Raw genomic sequence first — 20,275 nt, 5'->3', positions numbered from 1 at the left:
TCTTCACTCCATCGTGTTAATTGAACTAATGTCGTTACAAAGCATTCGCTCTGTTTTGTACTGTACCGCAAGTTTTCGCGTCAGGCGACCTTTACGGTAAAGGTTGGGTAACGACCGGCTAGCGTTTCGGTCACGGCCTCCGCCGCCATCTGAAACGTGGCAGCCAGTGCCGCCTGGGAGAGCCCGGTGGTGTGCGGGCTCAGAATGACTCGGGGATCGTGCGCTAATGGGTGGTCACGCATCGGCTCGGACGCAAACACATCGAGCCCGACTCCCGCGAGCCTCCCTGCCCCTAGGCCCCAGATTATCGTTTCTGTCGAGACAAGTTCGGCACGAGCGCAGTTCACGAGCACCAGACCGGGCCGGGCCGACGCCAGCAGCGCTCGCGGTAGCAGCTCACCATCGCCTCCAGGCAGGTGCAGCGTGAGCGCATCTGCCCGTGCCACCGCCTGCTCCAGTGAAACATTCTCGAACTCCTCGGCCTGCACAAACGGGTCATGCACGATCACCCGCATGCCAAACGCCGTCGCAAACCCCGCGATGATACGGCCGATCCGGCCAAATCCCACGACCGCGAGCGTCGTTCCGTGCGCGTCGCCAGGCACTGGTACCGGAGCAATACCCCAGGTGCCATTCGCAACAAACCGATGCGACTCGGGCACGCGCTTGATGAGGGCGAGCAGCATCGCAAACGCCCCCTCTGCGACCGCGCGGGCGTTGCTGCCCGGCGTCACCGCGACCGCGATGCCTCGCTCTCGAGCGGCCGCGACGTCGACGCGTTCGACCCCCACTCCGGTGCGCGCGACGACCCTCAGAGCGGGCATACGATCGAGCAGCGCACGATCGACGTCGTAGGCTGCACGCACGATCGCGCCCTGCGCGACCGCGAGATCACCCGCTGATGGGTCGCGCACAAACTGCACTCCCTCCCCCAGGAACGGCGTAACAAGTGCCGGATCAACGGGCCCGAGCCCCACGACGACCGGGGTGAGTTCCTCACTCACGATGCACCCCCGAGTCTCGGAAGCGCGGCGCGCACGGTCGCCGCGAGCAGCGTTGCGTCCGACCCAATCGCGATGAATTTGAAGCCGCGCGCGAGGTACGCCTCGGCGCCCGAACGGTCGTTCGTGAGGATGCCAGCAACCTTCCCGTGCTTCTGGCAGGCTGCGACCACCCGGTCGAGTGCCTCCTGAAACGCGGGGGCATCGAACTGGCGCGGCACCCCCAGCGCGTAGCTGAGATCTTGCGGGCCCACGAACAGCACGTCGGCACCCGGAGTCGCGGCGATCGCGTCGAGGTCATCCATCGCGCCGGCTGTTTCGATCTGCACGATGCCCACAGCACGGTCGTTTGCGGCGTCGAGTGCTGCCATCTCACCACCCCAGCGGGCTGCACGGTTATAGGTCGCGACGCCGCGGTCACCCTCGGGAGGGTAGAGCCGGTGCCGCAGCGCGGCAGCGGCCTCGTCTGCGCTGGAGATTCTGGGAAGCATGATGCCCGCAGCCCCCGCGTCAAGCACACGCCCGACGCGAATGCGGTCGGGCTGCTCGACCCGCACGAGGGTCGCGGTCCCGTAGGCACCGGCCGCCGCGACAATCGCGCCGACCTCGGCCTCGTCTCCGCCGCCGTGCTCGAGATCGGCGAGCACCCAGTCGAGGCCCGTCGACGCACACACCTCGGCCGCTGCGACCGAGCCGAGCCCCAAGAAGGTGCCGACCGTGGGCTCGCCCGCACGGAACCGCGCGCGCAGCGCGCGGTTGGGCGCGAGCGGTCCCGCGCTCATCCGTGCCACCGCTGGTTTGCGCGGCCCTCGAGGTAGTCAGCAAGTTCGACACGCGTGTCGGGCGTTTGCGACACCTCGGCGGGAGAAACGTCCCACCACACCTCTGAACTGGGCAGGTCCACGTGAGGAATGGTGGGCACAACAATGACGACCGGGCCTTGCACGTCGCGCGTCTCGGCGAGTGCCTGGCGCACCTCGTCGGCGGTGTAGGGCTTGCGCACGACGGCGCCGAGGCCGGCCGCGATCTGGGTCAAGTCGATGTCTAGGTAGCCACCCTCGAGGCGACCAGCGTCGGAGCCGGCGAGCGAGCCGCCCTCCTCGCGGTAGCGGAACTCGTTGGCAAAGTGCTCGCCCGTGCGCCACATCTGCAGTCGCCGAATCACCTGGTAGCCGTGATTCTCGGAGACCACGAGGGTGAACGGGATGCGCTCCTGCGCCGCGGTCACGATCTCGGTGGGGGCCATCACGAAGGTGCCGTCGCCAATGAATGCGGTAACGCGGTGGCTCGGGTCGGGATCGGCGAGGCGCACACCCATCGCGGCGGGCAGTTCGTAGCCCATGCACGAGAACCCAAACTCGAGGTGCGCGTGGCGCCCGTTCGTCGCGTCCCACACCTTCTGCAGGTCGCCGGGAGGTCCTCCGGCTGCAGCGACGATCGTGTCGCCGGGCTGCGCGTGTTCCTGCATGAGGCCGATGAGCTGGCCCTGCGTGAGAATGGCGTCAGTCTCGGGCACTTCGGGCCGGGTGGCCTTGTCGAAGAGCTGATCCGGATCAAGCGCCTGCGCCCTCACCGGAGCCCAGGTCGTGCGCGCGGTCTCGATGTCTGCGGCCCAGGCCGCCTCGACGCGGTAGTCGCCGAGCGCCGTCGTGAGCGCGGCGAGCGCGAGGCCGGCGTCGGCGAGCGCGGCGAACGCGCCCTGCTTCACGGCGTCGTGCTCGACGATGTTGATCGACGCGAACTTGACGTTCTCACCCTGGAAGATGGACTGCGAGGCGGTCGCGAAGTCGGTGAGCCGGGTACCGATGTGCAGCACGAGGTCGGCGCGCTCGGCGAGCCGGTTCGTCTCGGGCGAGCCCTCGAGGCCGATGCCGTCGACGCGGAACGGACCATCCTCGGTCACCGCGCCCTTGCCCGCGAAGGTCTCGCTAATCGGCACACCGGTGCGGCGGCCGAGCTCGGTGAGGCGCTCCTGCGCGTCAGAGTAGATAACACCGCCGCCCGCAATGATGAGCGGGCGCTTCGAAGCCTGCAGTAGGCGCGCGATCTCTGCGATCTCGGTGGGTTCGGGCACGCGGCGCCGGATCACCCAGTCCTTTTCGTCGAAGAACTCGACGGGGAAGTCGTAGGCGTGCGACTGCACGTCCTGCGGCAGCGAGAGCACGACTGCGCCCGTCTCCTCAGGGTTCGCGAGCACGCGGAATGCCTGCGGCAGCGCGGTGAGCAGCTGCTCGGGGCGGTTGATGCGGTCGAAGAAGCGCGAGATGGGCCGGAAAGCGTCGTTGACGGTGACATCTGGCGTGCCCGGCAGGTCAATCTGCTGCAGCACGGGACCCTGGCGGCGCGTAGCGTAGGTGTCACCGGGGAGCAGCAGCAGCGGGATCCGGTTGACGGTTGCGAGTGCGGCCGCCGTCACGAGGTTGGTAGCCCCCGGGCCAACAGACGCGGTGACCGCGAGGGTCTGGCGGCGCTTCGCGGCCTTCGCGAAGCCCGTGGCGAGGTGGGCGATGGCCTGCTCGTTGCGCCCCTGCACGAACGGCAGTTTGTCGGCGTACTCGGCGAAGGCCTGGCCGAGACCGGCGACATTGCCGTGACCAAAGATTCCGAGTGCCGCGGGCACGAAGCGGCGACGCTCGCCGTCGGCCACCGTGTACTGAGCGGCCGTGTACTTCACGATCGCCTGGGAGACCGTCAGTCTGACGGTCTTGCCCGAGAGTCCTTGCACCATTGCTGTGCTCCTTTTGCTGGTGATGTTCGTTTGTCGTGTCTGGGGGTGGCGGTCTAGCTGTGCAGGATCACTGTCTTCACCTCGGTCATCTCCTCGACCGTGGAGCGCACGCCCTCCTTGCCGTAGCCGCTGGCTTTGAAGCCGCCGTAGGGCATCAGGTCGGCGCGCCACAGCGGCGTCCACCCGAGGTGCACGCTGCCCGCGTCGATCTCTCGCATTGCGCGAATCCCCTCGGCGAGCGTGCCGCCGAAGACGCCGGCCGCGAGGCCATAGGGGGTGCCGTTTGCCGCGTCGATCGCGGCATCGAACGAGTCGACGGCGGTGACGGCGACGGCGGGGCCGAAGAGCTCTTCCTGCGCCAGCGCTTGGCGGGTGTCGACGCCGGCCACGATGGCGGGTGACACGAATCCACCATCACGCACCCCACCCGTGAGCAGCCGCGACCCCTCCTTCACGGCCTGGGTAATGCTGCGCTCGACGCGATCCGCCTCACGCTCGGTGATGAGCGGGCCGAGCGTCGTACCCTCGGCGAAGGGATCGCCCATGCGAATCGCCTCAACCCTGGGCACGAGGGCGTCGAGGAAGTCGCGTTCGACATCGCGGTGCACAATCACGCGCTGCACCGAAATGCAGACCTGCCCGCCGTTCACGTAGCCGCCGGCGGCGACCGCAGCGGCGGCCTTGTCGAGATCCGCGCCGGGCAGGATCAGGGTCGGCGAGGAGGCCCCGAGCTCGAGCGAGAGCTTCTTGATGCCTGCGAGCCGGGCGATCCGTTCGCCCACGCCGGTTGATCCGGTGAATGAGATTTTGCGCACCCGGGGGTCGCTCACGAGCGCATCGCCGATCGTGCCACCGGATCCGGTGATCACCGAGAGCACACCCTCGGGGAGGCCGGCCTCGATGAACAGCTGCGCGAGTGCAAGCGCGGTAAGCGGCGTGGCGCCCGCGGGCTTCAGAATGATGGCGTTGCCGGCGGCGAGCGCCGGGGCGAGCTTGTGCAGCACGAGCAGGGCCGGGTAGTTGAAGGGGGTGATCGCGACGACGATGCCCACGGGCTGGCGCAGGGTAAAGCCGACCTTGTCTTGGCCGGTGCCGGGGTTAGCGTCAAGCGGCAGTGAGTCACCGTAAAGCTGGGTGCCCTCCTGCGCGGCAAGCCGGATGATGGCACCCGAGCGGCGCGCTTCCCCGAGCGCTTCGGCGAGCGGTTTGCCGTTCTCTGCGGAGATCGTGGCGCCAATGCGGTCGGCACGTTCGTCGGCAAGGTTCGCTGCGCGCTGCAGGATCGCGGCACGCTCATGGGCCGGAGTGCGGCGCCAGACGGCGGCCCCGTGCTCAGCGGCGGTGAGTGCGGCTTCGACGTCGGCCTCACTGGCAAGAGCGACCTCGCCGACGGCGCGGCCGTCGAACGGTGAGCGCACCTCACGGCGGGTATTGGTGGCGGATTCGCGCCACTCTCCTCCGATGAGGAGGCCGAAGCTGCCGTAGTCGTGCGTGCCGTGATTGCTCATTGTTGCGCCTTTGCCTTGCCCGTCGTCGTTGATCTAGACCGGTAATTTGGACCGGTCCAAATTGTAAGCACATGTGGCCTGCCACGTCAACCTCGCCTGCGCCGGGCGCGGGCCGCAGCCTTTGGGGCGAGCCCGGCATGGCACGATAGACGCGTGACCACACGTGATGATGCGACTGCCCTCGAACGCGACTCGAGCACCGCGCTCCCTGCCCGGCCCACCATGCAGGATGTCGCCGATCGCGTGGGAATGTCGCGCCAACTCGTGTCCATCGTGCTGCGTGGAGCTCCTGGCGCGAGCGAAGCGTCGAAGGATCGCATTCTCGCGGCGGCACGCGAGTTGGGCTACCACCCCGACGACTCGGCACGCATGCTGCGCAGGCGCCACAGCGGCCAGATCGGCGTGCTCTTCACCATGCGTCAGCCGTTCGAGGTCGATCTGGTTGAGGCGCTGTATCGCCGCGCGGGCGATTACGGGTTCTCCCTCGCGCTGAGCACTATGGGCTCGGCACGGTCGCAGGAGACAGCCCTTGCTGAGCTCATGCGCCAGCGCATCGAGGCGCTGATTGTGCTGGACGCGGGCGACAGTGACAACGAGCAAGTGCCACTGCCCACCGGTGTCCCCGCACTCCTACTGGGCGGCCCGAACTCAGCCGCCGCCCATGACCGGGTCACGCTTGAAAACGGCGCCGGCCTGGAGCTAGCGGTCTCACACCTGACCAATCTGGGCCACGAACGCATCGCCTACTTGGGGCCACAGTCAGGGCCCAACGCGGCCGACCGCCTACACGGCTATCTCGCGGCAATGGCCACTCGCGCATTCCCTGCCCGCGTGATCGAAAGCGACTTCACCGAAGCGGGCGGCCACCGCGCCGCCACCGAAATCTTGCAAGAACTGGACAGCCCACAGGGACCCACCGCGCTCGTGTGCGTGAACGACCACTGCGCGATCGGCGCGCTGCAGACCCTGGTGCGCGCCGGGGTGCGGGTTCCCGAGGATGTGTCAGTGATCGGATTCGACGACAGCAGTGCGGCAGCGCTGCCGTTCGTGCGGCTCACGAGCGTGCGGCCCGATCCGGATCATATGGCACAGCTCGCCCTCGAGGCCGTTCGTGCCCGCCTCGATCAGCCTGCGAGCGAGCTCTCGGTGTCGCGCGTCACTCCGACGCTGTCGGTGCGCGACAGCACAGCAGCACCGCGGTAGCGGGGGCGGCAACAATGCTGCGATGCTTCCCTATTCGAACCATTAGCACGTGCTAGTAGTTCTTTGCTAGGGTGATGCAACTGCCACATTTGGTCTGTTCACCCCGCGAAGGAGCACCGTGACCACTGCACCGAGCCTGCTGGCGACCTGTTGGACCACTGCGGGCACCGCCCTGCCGCTTGCCGGCCAATCACTTAGCCCCATTCCCGTCGCCGAGCGCATCGCCGCCACGGCCGCGGGCGGCTGGCAGGGCTTCGGGCTCGTGCACGCCGATCTCGAGGCATTTCTTGTCGACCACACGCTGGCCGATTTGCGGCTCATGCTGGCCGACAACGGCATCACTCACGTTGAGCTCGAACTTATCGAGCACTGGTGGGCTAGTGACGAGCGGCGGCCCGTGTCCGACCGAGTGCGGCGCGAACTCTTCGCGGCAGCGGAGGTGCTCGGCGCCCAAACCATCAAGGTGGGGCCCGAAACGGGCGGGCATCCCGTCGACCCGACCACCTTCGCCGAAGCGTTCGACGCCCTCGCGACCGAGGCCGCCGCACACGGCACCCGCATCGCCTACGAGTTTCTGCCATTCGCCACCCACGGCCCCTCGCTCGAGGCCGGCATCGAGCTGGTGACGCAGGTCGCGAACCCGGCGGGCGGGCTGTGCATCGACATCTGGCACGTCGCCCGGCCCGGCACCGACTACGCGGTGATCGCCGAATCACTGCCCGGCGAGTACGTGTTCTCGGTCGAGCTCAACGACGCGGCGCCCGAAACGATCGGCACCCTCTTCGAGGACACCATTCACCGCCGGCTGCTGCCCGGCGATGGCAGCTTTGATGTGCCCGCGTTTATCAACGCGGTGCGCGCGACGGGCTTCGACGGCCCCTGGGGCGTCGAGATCCTCTCGGATCACCACCGCACGCTGCCCCTCACTGAGGGGCTCGCCGCCGCTCGCGAGGCGACGCTCGCCTGCTTCGCGGAGGCCGATCGGCGCCTGGTCGCGTAGCTGACGCTCGATCCGGATCGATGGGCCCGGGCCGAGGCGAGCCGCGGCACGCCAGGCCCGTTTCGCAGGGTCGCGCATCTCGTGGCGAGCCATCTCGTGCCGAGCGGGCAGCGGGCCGGTCGAGCTCAGCTCACCGTTGACGAGCCCCGCACCACAAGCCGCGGCTCGATGAGCACCTCGAGGCCCCGATCCGGAGCGTCAGCATCGAGCGCCGTGAGCAGCGCGGTCGCGGCATCACGGCCGATGCGGCGGTTGCCCGGATCGACGCTCGTGAGCGAGATGCGCGGGATCGCGGCCAACGACGTGTCGTCGTAGCCAGCGACGCGGCAGCCAGCGGGCACCGCGACGCCCGCGGATTCGAGCGCCGAGATCACGCCGACGGCAGAGAGGTCGTTGACCGCGATGATGGCCTCGGGCAGCCGCCCCTCGGCGAGCATGCGCTCGACGGCGCGGCGGGCCCCGGCCTCGGTGAAGTCAGCGGACTCAACCCAGGACCCGGCCTCGAGGCCGCGGCGAGCGATGGCCCGGGTAAAGGCGGTGGCGCGCGAGGCAGAAACCGTTCCGCCTTCGCCGCCCACGAGGGCAATCCGCTTGATGCCCTGGCCGACGAGATGGGCGATGACCAGATCGACTCCGGCGTTGTCGTCGCTGCGCACCGTCGCCACGACGTCGGGGGTTGCGTCGATCGCGCTGGCGACGACCGTAGGAATCGTGGCCGCAAGCTCGGTGAGTTCAGCAAACCCGGGGATCGTGCCGACGGTAATGAGCCCCGAGGGGCGCAGGTCGCGCAGCATGGCGATGTTGTCTTGGTCGAGCATCGCCGAGCCGCCGCCGTCGTCGACCTGGGCGCTCACGATCATGGTGCGGCGGCCCGCCTCGGCGAGCTGCGCCTTCGCGGCCCCCACGATCTCAGCAAACAGCGGGTTGTGCAGGTTTGAGACCAGGATCGCAACGAAGTCGCGGCGGCCCGCAGACAGCGATTGTGCGACGAGGTTGGGGCGATAGCCGAGCCTGTCTGCGGCGTGCAGGACGCGCAGGCGCCGCTCCTCGCTGACGTTCTCGCCGCCGTTGAACACGAGCGAAACGAGTGACTTCGAGACGGCCGCTTCTCGCGCGACGTCGCGAATGGTCGGCGGGCGTGGGGGTGCACTTGCCGCGGCCTCATTTGGGTCTGTCATCGCACCTCCTTGCACCCGTTCATCCTACGGGAGCCACACGTGATGACCCACCGCGCGGACGCGGCGCCCAATCAGGGTCAAGGGCTCCAGGGTTACCCCAGACAACAGATGGGACAGTTTGTACGCTTTAGAACGCTCATTAGCGTACAAACTGTCCCATCTGCGGCGGGTCGTGACTACTTGAACGCCGCCTTGAACGCGTCGAGAGCGGCCTCGGGGTCGTCGCTCGCCCACGCCTCCATGCCAATCACGCCGTCGTAGCCCAGGGCCTGCAGGGCACTAGCCACCGCCTCGTACCGAATCTCGCCCGTGCCCGGCTCACACCGGCCCGGCACGTCTGCCACCTGGATCTCGCCGATCCAGGGCAGCGCTTCGGTGACCAGCGAGACGAGGTTTCCCTCGCCAATCTGCGCGTGATAGAGGTCGAGATTCAGCCGCAATGCAGGGTGGTTCACCCCGCGCACGAGCGCGAGAGTATCGGCGGCTCTGGCAAACGGGGTGCCTGGGTGATCGACGGCGAGGTTGAGGTTCTCGAGCACGAACGTGCGGCCGGCGGCGGCACCGAGCTCGGCGACTTGGCGCAGCGTCTCGGCCGCGTGCACCCAGTCCTCACCGGTCACCACCGAGTGCGGCACGACCGGGATGCCACCCTCACCCAGACCCGTGCCGTGCAGGTTGAGCCGGGGCGAATCGATGATCTCGGCTGCCGTGAGCGACTCACGCGCCGTCGCGAGCAGCTCGGCCCGCCCCTCCGCAGTCGTGAGGTCGCCCCGCAGGTAGCCGGTCATCGACGAGAACTCGGCCCCGGTGGCGGCGAGCGCCTCGAGATCTTTACTGCTCCAGTCCCAGATCTCGACGAGAAACCCGCGCTCGTGGATGCGCTTGACGCGCTCCACGAACGGCAGGTCGGTGAACAGCATCTCGGCGCAGGCGGCCAGACGATACGAAGCCATACTCAGCTCCAGCAATCCAGCGCAGCGCGCTAGAGCTGAACCTTGACGGTGACGCCCTCGGTGGCCGAGCGCTGGGCAGCGTCGGCGAGCACAAGCGCAGCGCGGCCGTCTTCGAAGGTGGGGCTCGTCGAGGCCTCGCCGCGCACCAGCTTCACGAACTCACGCAGTTCGAGAGCGTAGGCGTCGGCGTAGCGCTCGAGGAAGAACTCGGGGTAGGGCCGCTTGGCCTCGACGACCGAGGCACCCGAGAAGCTCACGAGCGTGGAGGGCTCGTTCGACACCTGCAGCATGCCGTTCGCGCCGAAGGCCTCAATGCGCTGGTCGTAGCCAGCCGAGCTGTGGCGTGAGTTGATGATCGTCACGATCGCACCCGAAGCCGACGTCAACGTGGTGACCGCGGTGTCGAAGTCGCCGTGCTCGCGCGCGCCCGCGTCAAACGACTGCGTGCCCGTGGCGCTCACCGAGACGATGTCGTCGATGAAGAAGCGCGCCATGTCGAAGTCATGGATGGTCATGTCGCGGAAGATGCCGCCCGAGACCTTGACGTAATCGGCGGGGGGTGCGGCCGGGTCGCGGCTGATGATCACGAGCTGCTCCAGCGCGCCCACTTCGCCCGCGGCGACGCGCGCCTGCGCCTCGGCAAATGCCGGATCAAAGCGGCGGTTAAACCCGAGCGCCACGGGGACTCCCGACGATGCCACGAGCGGGCGCAGCGCGTCGACGCGCGCGATGTCGAGGTCAATGGGCTTCTCACACAGCACGGGCAGGCCTGCCTTGATCGAGGCCTCAATCAGGTCGACGTGGGTCGGCGTCGGCGAGGCGATGAGCACGGCGTCGACCTCGCCCGAGGCGATGAGCTCCTCGGGCGAGGCGGTCGCGGTACCGCCGAAGCGGGCGACAACACCATCGGCACCCTCGATGAAAGGGTCGGCGACCCACGACAGGGTTGCCTCCGGCATGGCCGCGATCGTGGCGGCGTGTACCTGGCCGATACGACCGGTGCCGATGAGTCCAAAACGTACGGGTGGCTGCGTCATTGCGATCCCCTTGGGGTCTCGACCCTGCTGATTTAGCACGATCTAAATTGATAGGACAATGGATTCATTGTACGCACAGAGGCCGTTCCGTCCAAGAGCAACACGAACCCGCATTTCAGCCACACTCCACCTGCCTCTAACTCGACCTCGCTCCAGCGCAGCGTGCACCCGAAACCTTTCGTCGCGATGCCGCCTGTGAGAATAGAAGGCATGGATGACCAGGGCGAACCTCGCGGGCCACGAAAGGGCCTGAAACGCATGGCGTGGGGCACGGTCGTTGCCCTCGGAGTGGGGCTTCTCGTCTCGATCGGCCTGCCGCTCTCGAGCGCATTGTTTCCCACCGAAACCCGAACAAGCTGCACGGTCACTGAGCAGCCCTTCGAAGCCAGGGGGCGCCGTGGCGGTTCATTCTTTCCCCGCATTCACACTGACTGCGGCACGTTCCGCTCAACCAACCAAGCGACGTGCACAGCCGACCCCAGCCTCCAAACGCACCTCATTCCGGGCTATACCTACGACCTCACGGTGCGCGGCGCAGACCTCCCCCTGACGACATCACGCGAAATCGTTTCGGCCGCCGTGTCACCGGGCCACAAGCCCAAGCCTCGGGAAATCATCAAGAAGCTCGAACCCACGACCGACAACGACTTGCTCAACGAGACCATCGAAGAAATACAAAGTCGCCCCGAGAGCCGCGCAATTCGCGACAAGATCGCACGGCTCGAGGCGGAGTTCTCGCCCGAGACCCTGCGAGCCTTTGATTACGTGCAGCCCCCGTTCTCGCCCGAGTGCGAGGTATCGCGACGGGTCATGACCACCAAGGGCATGCAACTCATGGACAGCACGCGGGCAGCCGAGGTACTCACCCCTCCGGCGGGCACAACCCCGCGCTCCCCGCTACTGCCTTGCGAGGACTACTTCTGCAATCCCCCGATCGTCCCCTAGGGATCGACCGCCTACACCTCCGCGGCCGACCCGCGCTGCACCAGCCGCGGCGTGAAGCTGCGCGACTCGATCCGGCTCGCGTCACCCTCGAGCCTCGCGACGAGCGCGCGCCCCGCGGCCTCCCCCAGCTCGCGCGGGTCCCCGCTGATCGTGGTGAGCGAGACGAGCCCATAGGCGGCGAGGGGCGAATCGTCGTAGCCGACGACCGAGAGGTCGCCCGGCACCGCGAGGCCCAGCTCGCGAGCGGCCCCAATTACGCCCGTGGCCATCGGGTCGTTGACGGCAAATACCGCGGTGGGGTTTGATCCGGATCGCCCCGCAGCCCCTCGCGAACCCGCCGCGAGCAGCTCGCGCGCGACCTCGCGTGCGGCGGCCTCACCGGTGTCGGGGGCCCGTGCGATACTCGGCTCGAGGCCGAGCTCGCGCATGGCTTCGGCGTAGCCGCGCTCACGTTGGCCCGCGCTGGCGCCGGGACCCGACACGCACGCGATGCGGCGGTGCCCGAGGCTCGCGAGGTGCTGCACCGCGAGATGACCGCCCGCGGTTTCGTCGCTGTCGATGACCGGCAGTTCGGGCAACTCGGCGCTGAGCGCGCGCACCCCGAGCACGACGGCCGGGACGCCGCTGCGCGTCACGGCGTCGGCGGAGGCCTCGCCCGCCAGCACGAGACCGTCGACGCGGAGGGCGCGAAACGCCTCGATGGGGTCAAGACCGAGGTGGGCATTGAGGCTCGAATCGGCGACGCTGAGCGTGTAGCCGCCCGCGGCGAGCTCTGAGCGCAGGCCCGCGAGGGCCTCCACGAACCAGAGGTTCGAGAAGTCATCGATGACGACGCCGACGCTGCGCGTGCGGGTGCCGGCGAGGCCGGCGGCGAGGCGGCTCGGCGTGTAGTTCAAATCGGCTACAGCCGCGAGCACGGCCTCACGCTTTTCCTCACTGACTCGGGGCGAGTCGCGCAGCACGAGCGAGACGAGAGATTTTGAGACGCCCGCGCGCTCGGCGACGTCATAGATCGTCGGTCGTTTTGCCACCACCATTGCCGAGTCTCCCCTCGAATGCCTTGAGCCACATCTGCCGTTGCCCGCGTGCCCCCAGAGTCACGCTGAATTCATATTGACAGAACAATCTAATCCGGGTTATCTTAATCCCAATTGGAGCGCTCCAACGATAGGACAAATACTACCGCCGGCGCCCCTTCGTCGCAATGACGCAAACGAAAGGACCCCCGTGACTTCATCAATTGGCGTAGCCGTCATCGGCGCCGGAATGGCAGGCAAGGCACACGCCGCCGCCTACCGCGCAGCCGCTTCTGTCTACAGCCCTGTCCTCCCCGAGATTCGCCTCGTCGCGATTGGTGACGTGTACGCTCCACTCGGCCAGGAGGCGGCGAAGCGGTTCGGCTTCGAGCGGCACGTCTCCGACTGGCGCGACATCGCAGCGGCAGACGACATCGACGTTGTGAGCGTCGTCGTCGCCAACTCCCTGCACCGCGAAATCGTCGCGGGCCTGCTCGCCGCGGGCAAGCACGTGCTCTGCGAGAAGCCGCTGAGCGACACGATCGAAGACGCCCGCGCGATGGCAACCGATGCGAACGCCGCAGCTGATCGCGGACTCGTAGCCCGCATCGGATTTAGCTACTTGCGCGCCCCGGGCATCGCGTTTCTGCGACAGCTCATCGATGACGGACGCCTCGGCGAGGTGCTGCACTTTTCAGGCCGCTACTGGACCGACTACGGCTGCCGCCCCGACGCGCCCATCAGTTGGCGCTATCAGGGTCCCGCGGGGTCAGGCGCGCTCGGCGACGTCGGCAGCCACCTGAGCTACATCGCCGAGTACCTGTGCGGCGACGTTCAGGAGGTCTCCGGCGGCCGATTCCACACCTCGATCACCGAGCGCCCCAAGCCGCTCGGCCAGGTCGTGGGTCATACCCGCGGCAACGTCAGCGATGAGACCGCGCCCGTCACCAACGACGACTACGCCACCTTCAACGCGAAGTTTGAGCGCTGCGTTGGCACCCTTGAGGTGTCACGCGTCGCCGCTGGTCACCCCAACGACCTGTACATCGAGGTCTTTGGGTCGAAGGGTGCCGCCCGCTGGTCGCAGACGAACCCCTCGCAGGTCGAGGTCATGCTGCACGACGAACAGGGCGATCTCTCCGGCTACCGCACCGTGCCGCTCGGCCCCGCACACCCCGGCTACGCGGGCGGCTGGGCGATGGATGCCCCAGGCGTTGGCATCGGGCAGAACGACCTCTTCGTGCACCAGGCGCGTGCGTTCCTCGAGGAGGTCGCGGGAATCCCCGAGGCCGAGTCGCTACCCCGCTGCCGCACGTTCGATGATGGCGTGCACAACATGGAGTTTCTCGCCGCCGTCGCCGAGTCGGCCTCCCTGGGTGGCCAGACCGTCACGGTCTAGCCAGCGCCACACAACAACTTACAAACTGAAGGCAGCACACCCCATGAAACTTGGCGTCTACAACGCGATCCTGCACGACCGCAGCCTCCCCGAGGCCATCGAGGTCGTACAGGGTCTCGGACTCACCGGTATCGAGCTCAACTCGGGCGGGTTTCTCCCCTCGCTCCACATTCCGAGCTGCGACGACATTCTCGTCTCGGACACCGCGCGCGACGACTTCCTCGGCCTGTTCGAGGGCACGAGCGTGAGCCCCGCGGGCCTCAACTGCAACGGCAATCCGCTGCACCCCAAAGCCGCGATCGGCGACGCGCACGCAAACGACGTGCGCCGCTCGATCCAGCTCGCGCAGCGGCTCGGGCAGGATCGGGTGGTCACGATGTCGGGCCTGCCCGGCGGCGAGCCCGGGGCCACGACCGTGAACTGGGTGGTCAACGCCTGGAACTCGGCCGCCCTCGACGTGCTCGACTATCAGTGGGACATCGCGGCGAACTTCTGGCGCGAGATGGACCGCTTCGCGGCCGATCACGGCGTCAAGGTCGCGCTCGAACTACACCCGCAGAACCTGGTCTTCAACTCGGCCGACGTGCACAAGCTGATCGAACTCACGGGCGCCACCCATGTGGGTGTCGAGCTCGACGCCTCGCACCTGTTCTGGCAGCAGATGGACCCGGTCGCCGTAGTGCGGCACCTCGGCGAGCTCGTGTTCCACGCCGCTGCGAAGGACGTGCGGGTGAATCCGGAGTGGGCGAGCATCAACGGCGTGCTCGACAACTCGTTCCGCAGGCTTGCGGCGGACGAGCCACGCACGAACCTCGGCGGTGACGAGTGGGCCAACGAGTGGCCGAAGCAGTCGGCGTGGGACTTCGTCGCTCTGGGCCGCGGCCACGACACCGCGTTCTGGACCGAGTTTCTGCGCGCATTGCGCGAGGTCGACCCCAACATGTGGGTCAATATCGAGCACGAGGATGTCTCGCTCGGCCGCATCGAGGGGCTCGAGGTCGCCGCAAAGGTGCTGCGCGATGCCGACGCGGCGCTCGCCGCTTCGCTGTGATCGCACGTTGAACCACTCGTGGGGCCTCAAGTGGGGGTCATGGCGCCGCATAACCCCCACTCAAGGCCCCACGACGCCCGATCAGGGGCCTCGCGAACCTAGGCCACGTCGACGCACACCCCGCGCACCGCGCTCTCGCGTGCCGCATCGAGAATCGCCACGTTGTGCAGCGCCTCGCTGAGCTTCACCGCGGGCTCCTCACCGGCCTCGATCGCGCGATGCAGGTCGCGATAGAACTCGCTGTAGTCGCCCCGCAATGACGGGATCCGGATCGGCCCGTCCCCGACCGACAGCGTGCCCCAGCGCTCCTCCTGCTCGATGCCCCACACCTCGCCATCGGTGTTAGGCCTGAGCCCAGTGAGCAACTGCTCGGTCTGCACGTCACTCATGTGCGACTCGTAGTGGCCCTCACGCCCCAAGACGATCATGCGGCGGTCCTCCCGCCGCGCACCCTTCGACGACGACACCGCGCTGTAGACACCGTTCGCATGGTGCAGGCCGAGGGCGAACCCAACATCGACCCGGTTGTCGACCGCCTCGGCTCCCTCCCCTTCGCTCTCCCCGACCCAGTCGAGGTGAGCGTTGACGCGCTCCACGGGGCCGAAGAGCTGCGTCAGCTGGTCGACAACGTGTGCGCCGAGATCTCGCAGTAGCCCCTCGTCTGGGCCCTGATCGAGGATCGTGCGGTCGTCCTGGTCGAGCGCGAAGTCCGCGCGCCAGATGGCGCCGAGCCGACCAGAGTCGAGTACTGAGCGCAGCGTCACCAGATCGGTGTCCCAGCGTCGGTTGTGAAAGACGGTGAGCGTGCGCCCCGCGGATTTGGCCGCCGCGATGAGTTCGCGGGCGGTTTCAGCGTCGGGCGCGAACGGCTTGTCCGCGACGACGTGCACACCTCGCTCGAGGGCCCGCAGCACGAGCTCGCGACGCGTGGCCGGCGGCGTCGTAATCACAACCACGTCGACACCGGCGTCGATAAGCGTGTCGAGTGAGTCGAAGGCCTCTACCCCCGGCGCCGCCTGGGCAAGTTCCGCACGCCGCTCGGGCGACCGCGTCACCACGCCCGCAAGGGTCCACTCGGTAGCAGCTTGAATGTAGGGCAGGTGAAACAGTCGCCCTCCCACACCGAATCCGACCAGTCCGATCCTCATGACACACACCTCTCCATTGATACTGCCGTCGAGCTCGGGCGCGCAGCGCGGTCTTGTACGACTCCCTCGAGCACTTCGAGCGTACGCCCTCGCTGCGGATCGGAGCACAGCTCACCGCAACCCGCGTACCCTTGAGGGATGCCCTCTCGATACGATGCCGCCCTGCAGCTCGACATTTCCCTGGAAATGGCGCAGCGCCACGGAATCCCTTCCCAGATCAGCCAGGCCGAGCTCGACGAGATCGATCAGCACCCGCCCGCGTGGCTCGTGCAGTCGCGCGCCAACCGCACCGGCAAGAAGCCCGTGTGGGTGAAGCTCGAGTGCGCGGTCTGTGGGTACTCCGAGCAGGCTCGCCCCAAGAAGTGGTGGCCCGCCTTCACGATGCTCGCCTGCTTCGACCACGATCTCAGCGAACTCCCTAAACCCGCGGACGCCGGCGCGCACCGCGAATTCACCTACGGCGTCGGATCCCGCTTCACCGGCATCGTCGACGCCCCCGCTGCGTAGCGCGGCGTAGGACACGGCCCCGGCACCGGCCGGTGCATATCGAAATGACGAGTCCATACGATAATCGCGCAACTATCGTATGGACTCGTCATTTCGATGTGGTCTCGTCATCGACGCCCGGGAATAGAACCCCGTGGGCTACAGTTCTACCTGATACACAAACGTGCTCCGGGGTCGGTGAAAGTCCGAACCGGCGGTGATAGTCCGCGACCCGAGGCCCGCAAGGGCTGAGGTTGAATCGGTGAAATTCCGATACCGACAGTTACAGTCTGGATGAGAGAAGCACGGGCGTGGGCCATAGCTTATGAGCTGCGCCCCACGTTCTCCTCGGCGGCTACTACCGAGAGGAGAAACAACTTGCACTGGCTGATCGACGCCTTCAACTCGCACTGGGTGTTACCCGGCGGGCAATCCCTGCTCGTTCGCGAGGTGGTGGGCAACATATTTGGGCTCGCAAGCGCGTTCGGCGGCATGCGCCGCAAGATCTGGGCCTGGCCCGTAGGCATCGTCGGCAATCTGCTGCTACTCACGGTGTTTCTGGGCTCGATTCTGAATCCGGATCACGAACTCCCGAACCTGCTCGGCCAGGCCGGCCGACAGATCATGTTCATCACGGTCGCGATCTACGGCTGGGTGCGCTGGCGCCAGGCGAAGAACGACGGCGGCCAGGTCACACCGCGCTGGGCGTCGAACCGCACCCGCGTGGGCCTCGTGCTCACGCTCGCGCTCGGTACGATCGCGCTGACCCCGCTGTTTCGCGCGCTCGGCTCGTGGGATCCGGTGTGGGCCGACGCGTGGACCTTCGTCGGCTCGCTGCTCGCGACCTACGGCATGGCCAAGGGGTGGACCGAGTTCTGGCTGATCTGGATCGCCGTCGACATCGTCGGGGTGCCGCTGCTGTTCAGCTCGGGCTACTACGCGACCGGCCTCATGTACGTCTTCTACGGCGGCTTCACCGCGGTCGGCTTCTTCGTGTGGATGCGCGCGCAGAAGGGCGCGAAACCGCGCATCGATCAGGTCATGCCCGACCCGCGAGTGAGCCCGGCGCGCGAGGATTCTCGCGTCGGCTGATCCGGATCCGGATCAAGCACACAAAAATTGCTCCCTCCCCAAGCCGGGGAGGGAGCTTTTCTCGTGCAGCGGGAACTACTTCTGGATGTAGATCGCGCCCGTGCGCACGTCGTCCTCGAGCGCCTCGAGGGTGCGGCCGCGGGTCTCGGGCACGAAGCGCCACACGAAGAACAGCGCGAGTACGCCGACCGCGGCGAACATGAAGAACGTGCCGGTGATGCCAACCGCGTCGACGATCGACAGGAAGCACAGCGACAGGAATCCGTTGGAGATCCAGAGTGCGAAGACCGAGACGCCCATACCGAAGCCGCGCATGTGCTGCGGGAAGATCTCGGAGAGGTAGACCCAGGTCGCGACGTTCAAGAAGGTCTGCATCGAGCCGACGAAGATCACCACGAGTGTCAGGATGACCCAGGGGCGGGCGGGGTTGCCGACGGGAATCGTGAGCGAGGCCAGCCCGATCAGCAGGTGGCTCACGGTGGTCAGTGAGTAGCCCGTGATGAACGTCTTGCGGCGGTCGAAGCGGTCCATCATCGTGAGGGCGATGATCGCACCGATGACGGCGATCAGGCCGGGAGCGATGTTGGCGATGAGGGCGGCGCTCTCATCGAACCCCGACTCGACGAGCACCGTCTGGCCGAAGTACATGATCGAGTTGATGCCCGTGAGCTGCTGGGCGACGCCGACTCCCACGCCAATGAGCACAATCTTCAGCAGATTCTTGTTCTTGAAAATGGCGCGCCAGTCGAGCTGGGGGCGGCCCTTCTTAGCGGCGTTCGGCCGTGTGAGCTCGTCGAACTCAGCAACCGCGCGATCCTCGGAACGTACCGTCTTCAGTACGGCGAGGGCATCGGCGGTGCGGCCCTTGTCGACGAGCCAGCGGGGCGACTCGGGCATCCGCAGCATGCCGAAGAAGAGCACAATCGCGGGGAATGCACAGATGGCGAACATGATGCGCCAGACGCCCTCGATGTGTCCGAGCGTGTTGCCGATGATCGCATTCACGATGAATGCGGCGAGCTGGCCGACCACGATCATGAGCTCGTTGCGGCCCGAGAGCGAGCCGCGAATTTCGTAGGGTGCCATTTCGGCAAGGAACACGGGCACCACGGTTGAGGCGCCGCCGACCGCAAGCCCGAGGAAGATGCGGCCGAGCACGAGGGTGCTGAGGCCGGGTGCGACGACGACAAAGATCGTACCGATGAAGAACATGACGGCAAGCAGAATGATCGTCTTGCGGCGGCCCCAGCCATCCGAGAGGCGGCCCGCGAACATCGCGCCAAACGCGGCGGCGAAGACGAGCGAGCTGGTTGCTACCCCCTCGGTGAAGGGGGTGAGGCCGAGCTCCGCGGCCATGGGGCGCAGCGCGCCGTTGATGACGCCCGTGTCGTACCCAAAGAGCAGCCCACCAAACGTCGCGATCAGGGCGACGACTCCGAGCCGCTTCTTGTGCGGCCCATTTGTAAGGGCGGGCAGCTTCCCTGCCACGGGCTGGGTGTGGGCGGACATCAGTGACTCCTTCGTCGTGCGCGGCCGCGCTGGTGTGATGCTCGGCCCCACTTCGTCATACTCACGCATCCAAGTCTTCCTCGGCCGCGCTTTCACGCAGCCTAACAATGTCATGTCAAAAGGACAAAATAGCCCGCAGCAATCTTTCAGAATGCCCGGCCAGGGGCACTTTCACGATATGAACACAATTCATTTGATGCCCATAGGATTGCATTATTTGTCAGCACAATTGAACAAACATGGCACGCAGCCATAGTCTGTACGGGTGATGACAATGCTGCCCACCCTCACCCCGATCGCATGGGGATTACTTGCGGTGGCTGCCCTGCTCGTCGGGTTCTCAAAGACCGCTTTGCCCGGCATCAACACTATCTCGATCGCCATCTTTGCCGCGGTGATGCCAGCGCGCGCCTCGACGGGTGCCCTCCTGCTGCTGCTCATCGTGGGCGACCTGTTCGCCCTCATTACCTACCGTCGTCACGCCGACTGGGCCACGCTCGTGCGTCTGATTCCCGCCGTCGTCGCGGGCGTCGCTCTCGGCGCCGTGTTTCTCGCGCTGGCCGATGATGGATCCGTACGCAAGGTGATCGGCGTGATCCTGCTGCTCGTGATCACGTTCACGCTGTGGCAGCGGGCGCGGGGGTCGCGCGGCACCGGGGCTGCCGTGGGCGCGGTAGCACGCAGCGGCTACGGCGCACTCGGCGGATTCACCACCATGGTCGCCAACGCCGGCGGCCCCGTCATGTCGATGTATTTCCTCGCGGCCCGCTTTCCCGTCAAGGCGTTCCTCGGCACCGCGGCATGGTTCTTCGCGGTGATCAACCTCGCAAAGGTGCCAGTGTCGATCGGCCTCGGCCTGATCACCCCCGGCACCCTGATGCTCGACGTGTTTCTTGTCCCGGGTGTCATTGTGGGGGCGCTCATCGGGCGCCGGATCGCCACCCGTATGAAGCAGTCCACGTTTGATTGGGCTGTCATCGTGTGCACTGTGCTCGGGGCGGTCTATCTGCTGGTGAGCTAG

18 protein-coding genes and 1 riboswitch are annotated in these 20,275 nt (G+C 66.9%); of the genes, 8 read left to right on the top strand and 10 right to left on the bottom strand.

Going from position 1 to position 20,275, the window contains the following annotated elements; translation table 11 throughout:
- Positions 1-80: 80 nt before the first annotated feature.
- From C795_RS0105640 to C795_RS0105625, 4 genes are read right to left on the bottom strand one after another with little or no spacing between them, the layout of a single operon-like run.
- A complete protein-coding gene (locus C795_RS0105640) occupies positions 81-1,004 on the bottom strand; it encodes an NAD(P)-dependent oxidoreductase (RefSeq protein WP_017792783.1) in 924 nt (307 codons plus the stop codon).
- On the bottom strand, positions 1,001-1,783 hold the full coding sequence (locus C795_RS0105635) for an HpcH/HpaI aldolase family protein (RefSeq protein WP_017792782.1): 783 nt from the start codon (positions 1,781-1,783) through the stop codon (positions 1,001-1,003). The genes C795_RS0105640 and C795_RS0105635 overlap by 4 nt, the downstream gene beginning before the upstream one ends.
- Positions 1,780-3,729 carry a 3D-(3,5/4)-trihydroxycyclohexane-1,2-dione acylhydrolase (decyclizing) gene (iolD, locus tag C795_RS0105630; RefSeq protein WP_017792781.1) on the bottom strand — a complete coding sequence of 650 codons (1,950 nt, stop codon included), beginning with the start codon at positions 3,727-3,729 and terminating at the stop codon, positions 1,780-1,782. The genes C795_RS0105635 and iolD overlap by 4 nt, the downstream gene beginning before the upstream one ends.
- Before the next feature lie 53 nt (positions 3,730-3,782).
- Positions 3,783-5,237, bottom strand: a complete 1,455-nt coding sequence (locus tag C795_RS0105625; RefSeq protein ID WP_017792780.1) for an aldehyde dehydrogenase family protein — start codon at positions 5,235-5,237, stop codon at positions 3,783-3,785.
- A 153-nt stretch (positions 5,238-5,390) separates the two neighbouring features.
- Here C795_RS0105625 and C795_RS0105620 point away from each other — a divergent pair, with 153 nt between their 5' ends.
- Positions 5,391-6,440, top strand: a complete 1,050-nt coding sequence (locus C795_RS0105620; protein ID WP_017792779.1) for a LacI family DNA-binding transcriptional regulator — start codon at positions 5,391-5,393, stop codon at positions 6,438-6,440.
- A 118-nt stretch (positions 6,441-6,558) separates the two neighbouring features.
- The gene (locus C795_RS0105615) at positions 6,559-7,440 is read left to right on the top strand and encodes a sugar phosphate isomerase/epimerase family protein (RefSeq protein ID WP_017792778.1); all 882 of its coding nucleotides are present in this window, start codon (positions 6,559-6,561) and stop codon (positions 7,438-7,440) included.
- Between the two features lie 125 nt (positions 7,441-7,565).
- On the opposite strand, the gene C795_RS0105610 is transcribed toward C795_RS0105615, so the two are convergent.
- From C795_RS0105610 to iolG, 3 genes are all read right to left on the bottom strand, one after another.
- The gene (locus C795_RS0105610; RefSeq protein ID WP_017792777.1) at positions 7,566-8,618 is read right to left on the bottom strand and encodes a LacI family DNA-binding transcriptional regulator; all 1,053 of its coding nucleotides are present in this window, start codon (positions 8,616-8,618) and stop codon (positions 7,566-7,568) included.
- Between the two features lie 176 nt (positions 8,619-8,794).
- On the bottom strand, positions 8,795-9,571 hold the full coding sequence (locus C795_RS0105605; RefSeq protein WP_017792776.1) for a TIM barrel protein: 777 nt from the start codon (positions 9,569-9,571) through the stop codon (positions 8,795-8,797).
- Between the two features lie 29 nt (positions 9,572-9,600).
- A complete protein-coding gene (iolG, locus tag C795_RS0105600) occupies positions 9,601-10,608 on the bottom strand; it encodes an inositol 2-dehydrogenase (protein ID WP_026139480.1) in 1,008 nt (335 codons plus the stop codon).
- A 210-nt stretch (positions 10,609-10,818) separates the two neighbouring features.
- Between iolG and C795_RS0105595 the strand changes: the two genes are divergently transcribed.
- Positions 10,819-11,553 carry a hypothetical protein gene (locus tag C795_RS0105595; RefSeq protein ID WP_017792774.1) on the top strand — a complete coding sequence of 245 codons (735 nt, stop codon included), beginning with the start codon at positions 10,819-10,821 and terminating at the stop codon, positions 11,551-11,553.
- Positions 11,554-11,564: 11 nt separating this feature from the next.
- On the opposite strand, the gene C795_RS0105590 is transcribed toward C795_RS0105595, so the two are convergent.
- Positions 11,565-12,590 carry a LacI family DNA-binding transcriptional regulator gene (locus tag C795_RS0105590; protein ID WP_017792773.1) on the bottom strand — a complete coding sequence of 342 codons (1,026 nt, stop codon included), beginning with the start codon at positions 12,588-12,590 and terminating at the stop codon, positions 11,565-11,567.
- Between the two features lie 190 nt (positions 12,591-12,780).
- Here C795_RS0105590 and C795_RS0105585 point away from each other — a divergent pair, with 190 nt between their 5' ends.
- Together C795_RS0105585 and C795_RS0105580 are read left to right on the top strand one after the other, a co-directional pair.
- On the top strand, positions 12,781-13,968 hold the full coding sequence (locus C795_RS0105585) for a Gfo/Idh/MocA family protein (RefSeq protein ID WP_017792772.1): 1,188 nt from the start codon (positions 12,781-12,783) through the stop codon (positions 13,966-13,968).
- 43 nt (positions 13,969-14,011) lie between these two features.
- On the top strand, positions 14,012-15,019 hold the full coding sequence (locus C795_RS0105580) for a sugar phosphate isomerase/epimerase family protein (RefSeq protein ID WP_017792771.1): 1,008 nt from the start codon (positions 14,012-14,014) through the stop codon (positions 15,017-15,019).
- 98 nt (positions 15,020-15,117) lie between these two features.
- On the opposite strand, the gene C795_RS0105575 is transcribed toward C795_RS0105580, so the two are convergent.
- Positions 15,118-16,167 carry a Gfo/Idh/MocA family protein gene (locus C795_RS0105575; protein ID WP_017792770.1) on the bottom strand — a complete coding sequence of 350 codons (1,050 nt, stop codon included), beginning with the start codon at positions 16,165-16,167 and terminating at the stop codon, positions 15,118-15,120.
- 138 nt (positions 16,168-16,305) lie between these two features.
- On the opposite strand from C795_RS0105575, the gene C795_RS0105570 reads away from it, so the two are divergent.
- Together C795_RS0105570 and pnuC are read left to right on the top strand one after the other, a co-directional pair.
- Entirely contained in the window at positions 16,306-16,674 is a 369-nt protein-coding gene (locus C795_RS0105570) for a hypothetical protein (RefSeq protein ID WP_017792769.1), read from the top strand.
- A 160-nt stretch (positions 16,675-16,834) separates the two neighbouring features.
- Positions 16,835-16,963: riboswitch (FMN riboswitch) on the top strand.
- A 68-nt stretch (positions 16,964-17,031) separates the two neighbouring features.
- Complete coding sequence (pnuC, locus tag C795_RS0105565; protein ID WP_017792768.1) at positions 17,032-17,745, top strand: nicotinamide riboside transporter PnuC; 714 nt, start codon at positions 17,032-17,034, stop codon at positions 17,743-17,745.
- Positions 17,746-17,820: 75 nt separating this feature from the next.
- Here pnuC and C795_RS0105560 read toward each other — a convergent pair whose 3' ends face one another.
- Positions 17,821-19,254, bottom strand: coding sequence for a sugar porter family MFS transporter (locus C795_RS0105560; RefSeq protein ID WP_026139479.1), 1,434 nt, complete (start codon positions 19,252-19,254; stop codon positions 17,821-17,823).
- Positions 19,255-19,522: 268 nt separating this feature from the next.
- Here C795_RS0105560 and C795_RS0105555 point away from each other — a divergent pair, with 268 nt between their 5' ends.
- Positions 19,523-20,275: a sulfite exporter TauE/SafE family protein gene (locus tag C795_RS0105555; protein WP_017792766.1), complete on the top strand. Its 753-nt coding sequence runs from the start codon at positions 19,523-19,525 to the stop codon at positions 20,273-20,275.

It is taken from the genome of Leucobacter salsicius M1-8, from assembly GCF_000350525.1.
GTDB lineage: Bacteria > Actinomycetota > Actinomycetes > Actinomycetales > Microbacteriaceae > Leucobacter > Leucobacter salsicius.
The sequence above is the reverse complement of the archived record's forward strand: the minus strand, read 5'-3'. Positions and strand labels throughout refer to the sequence as shown.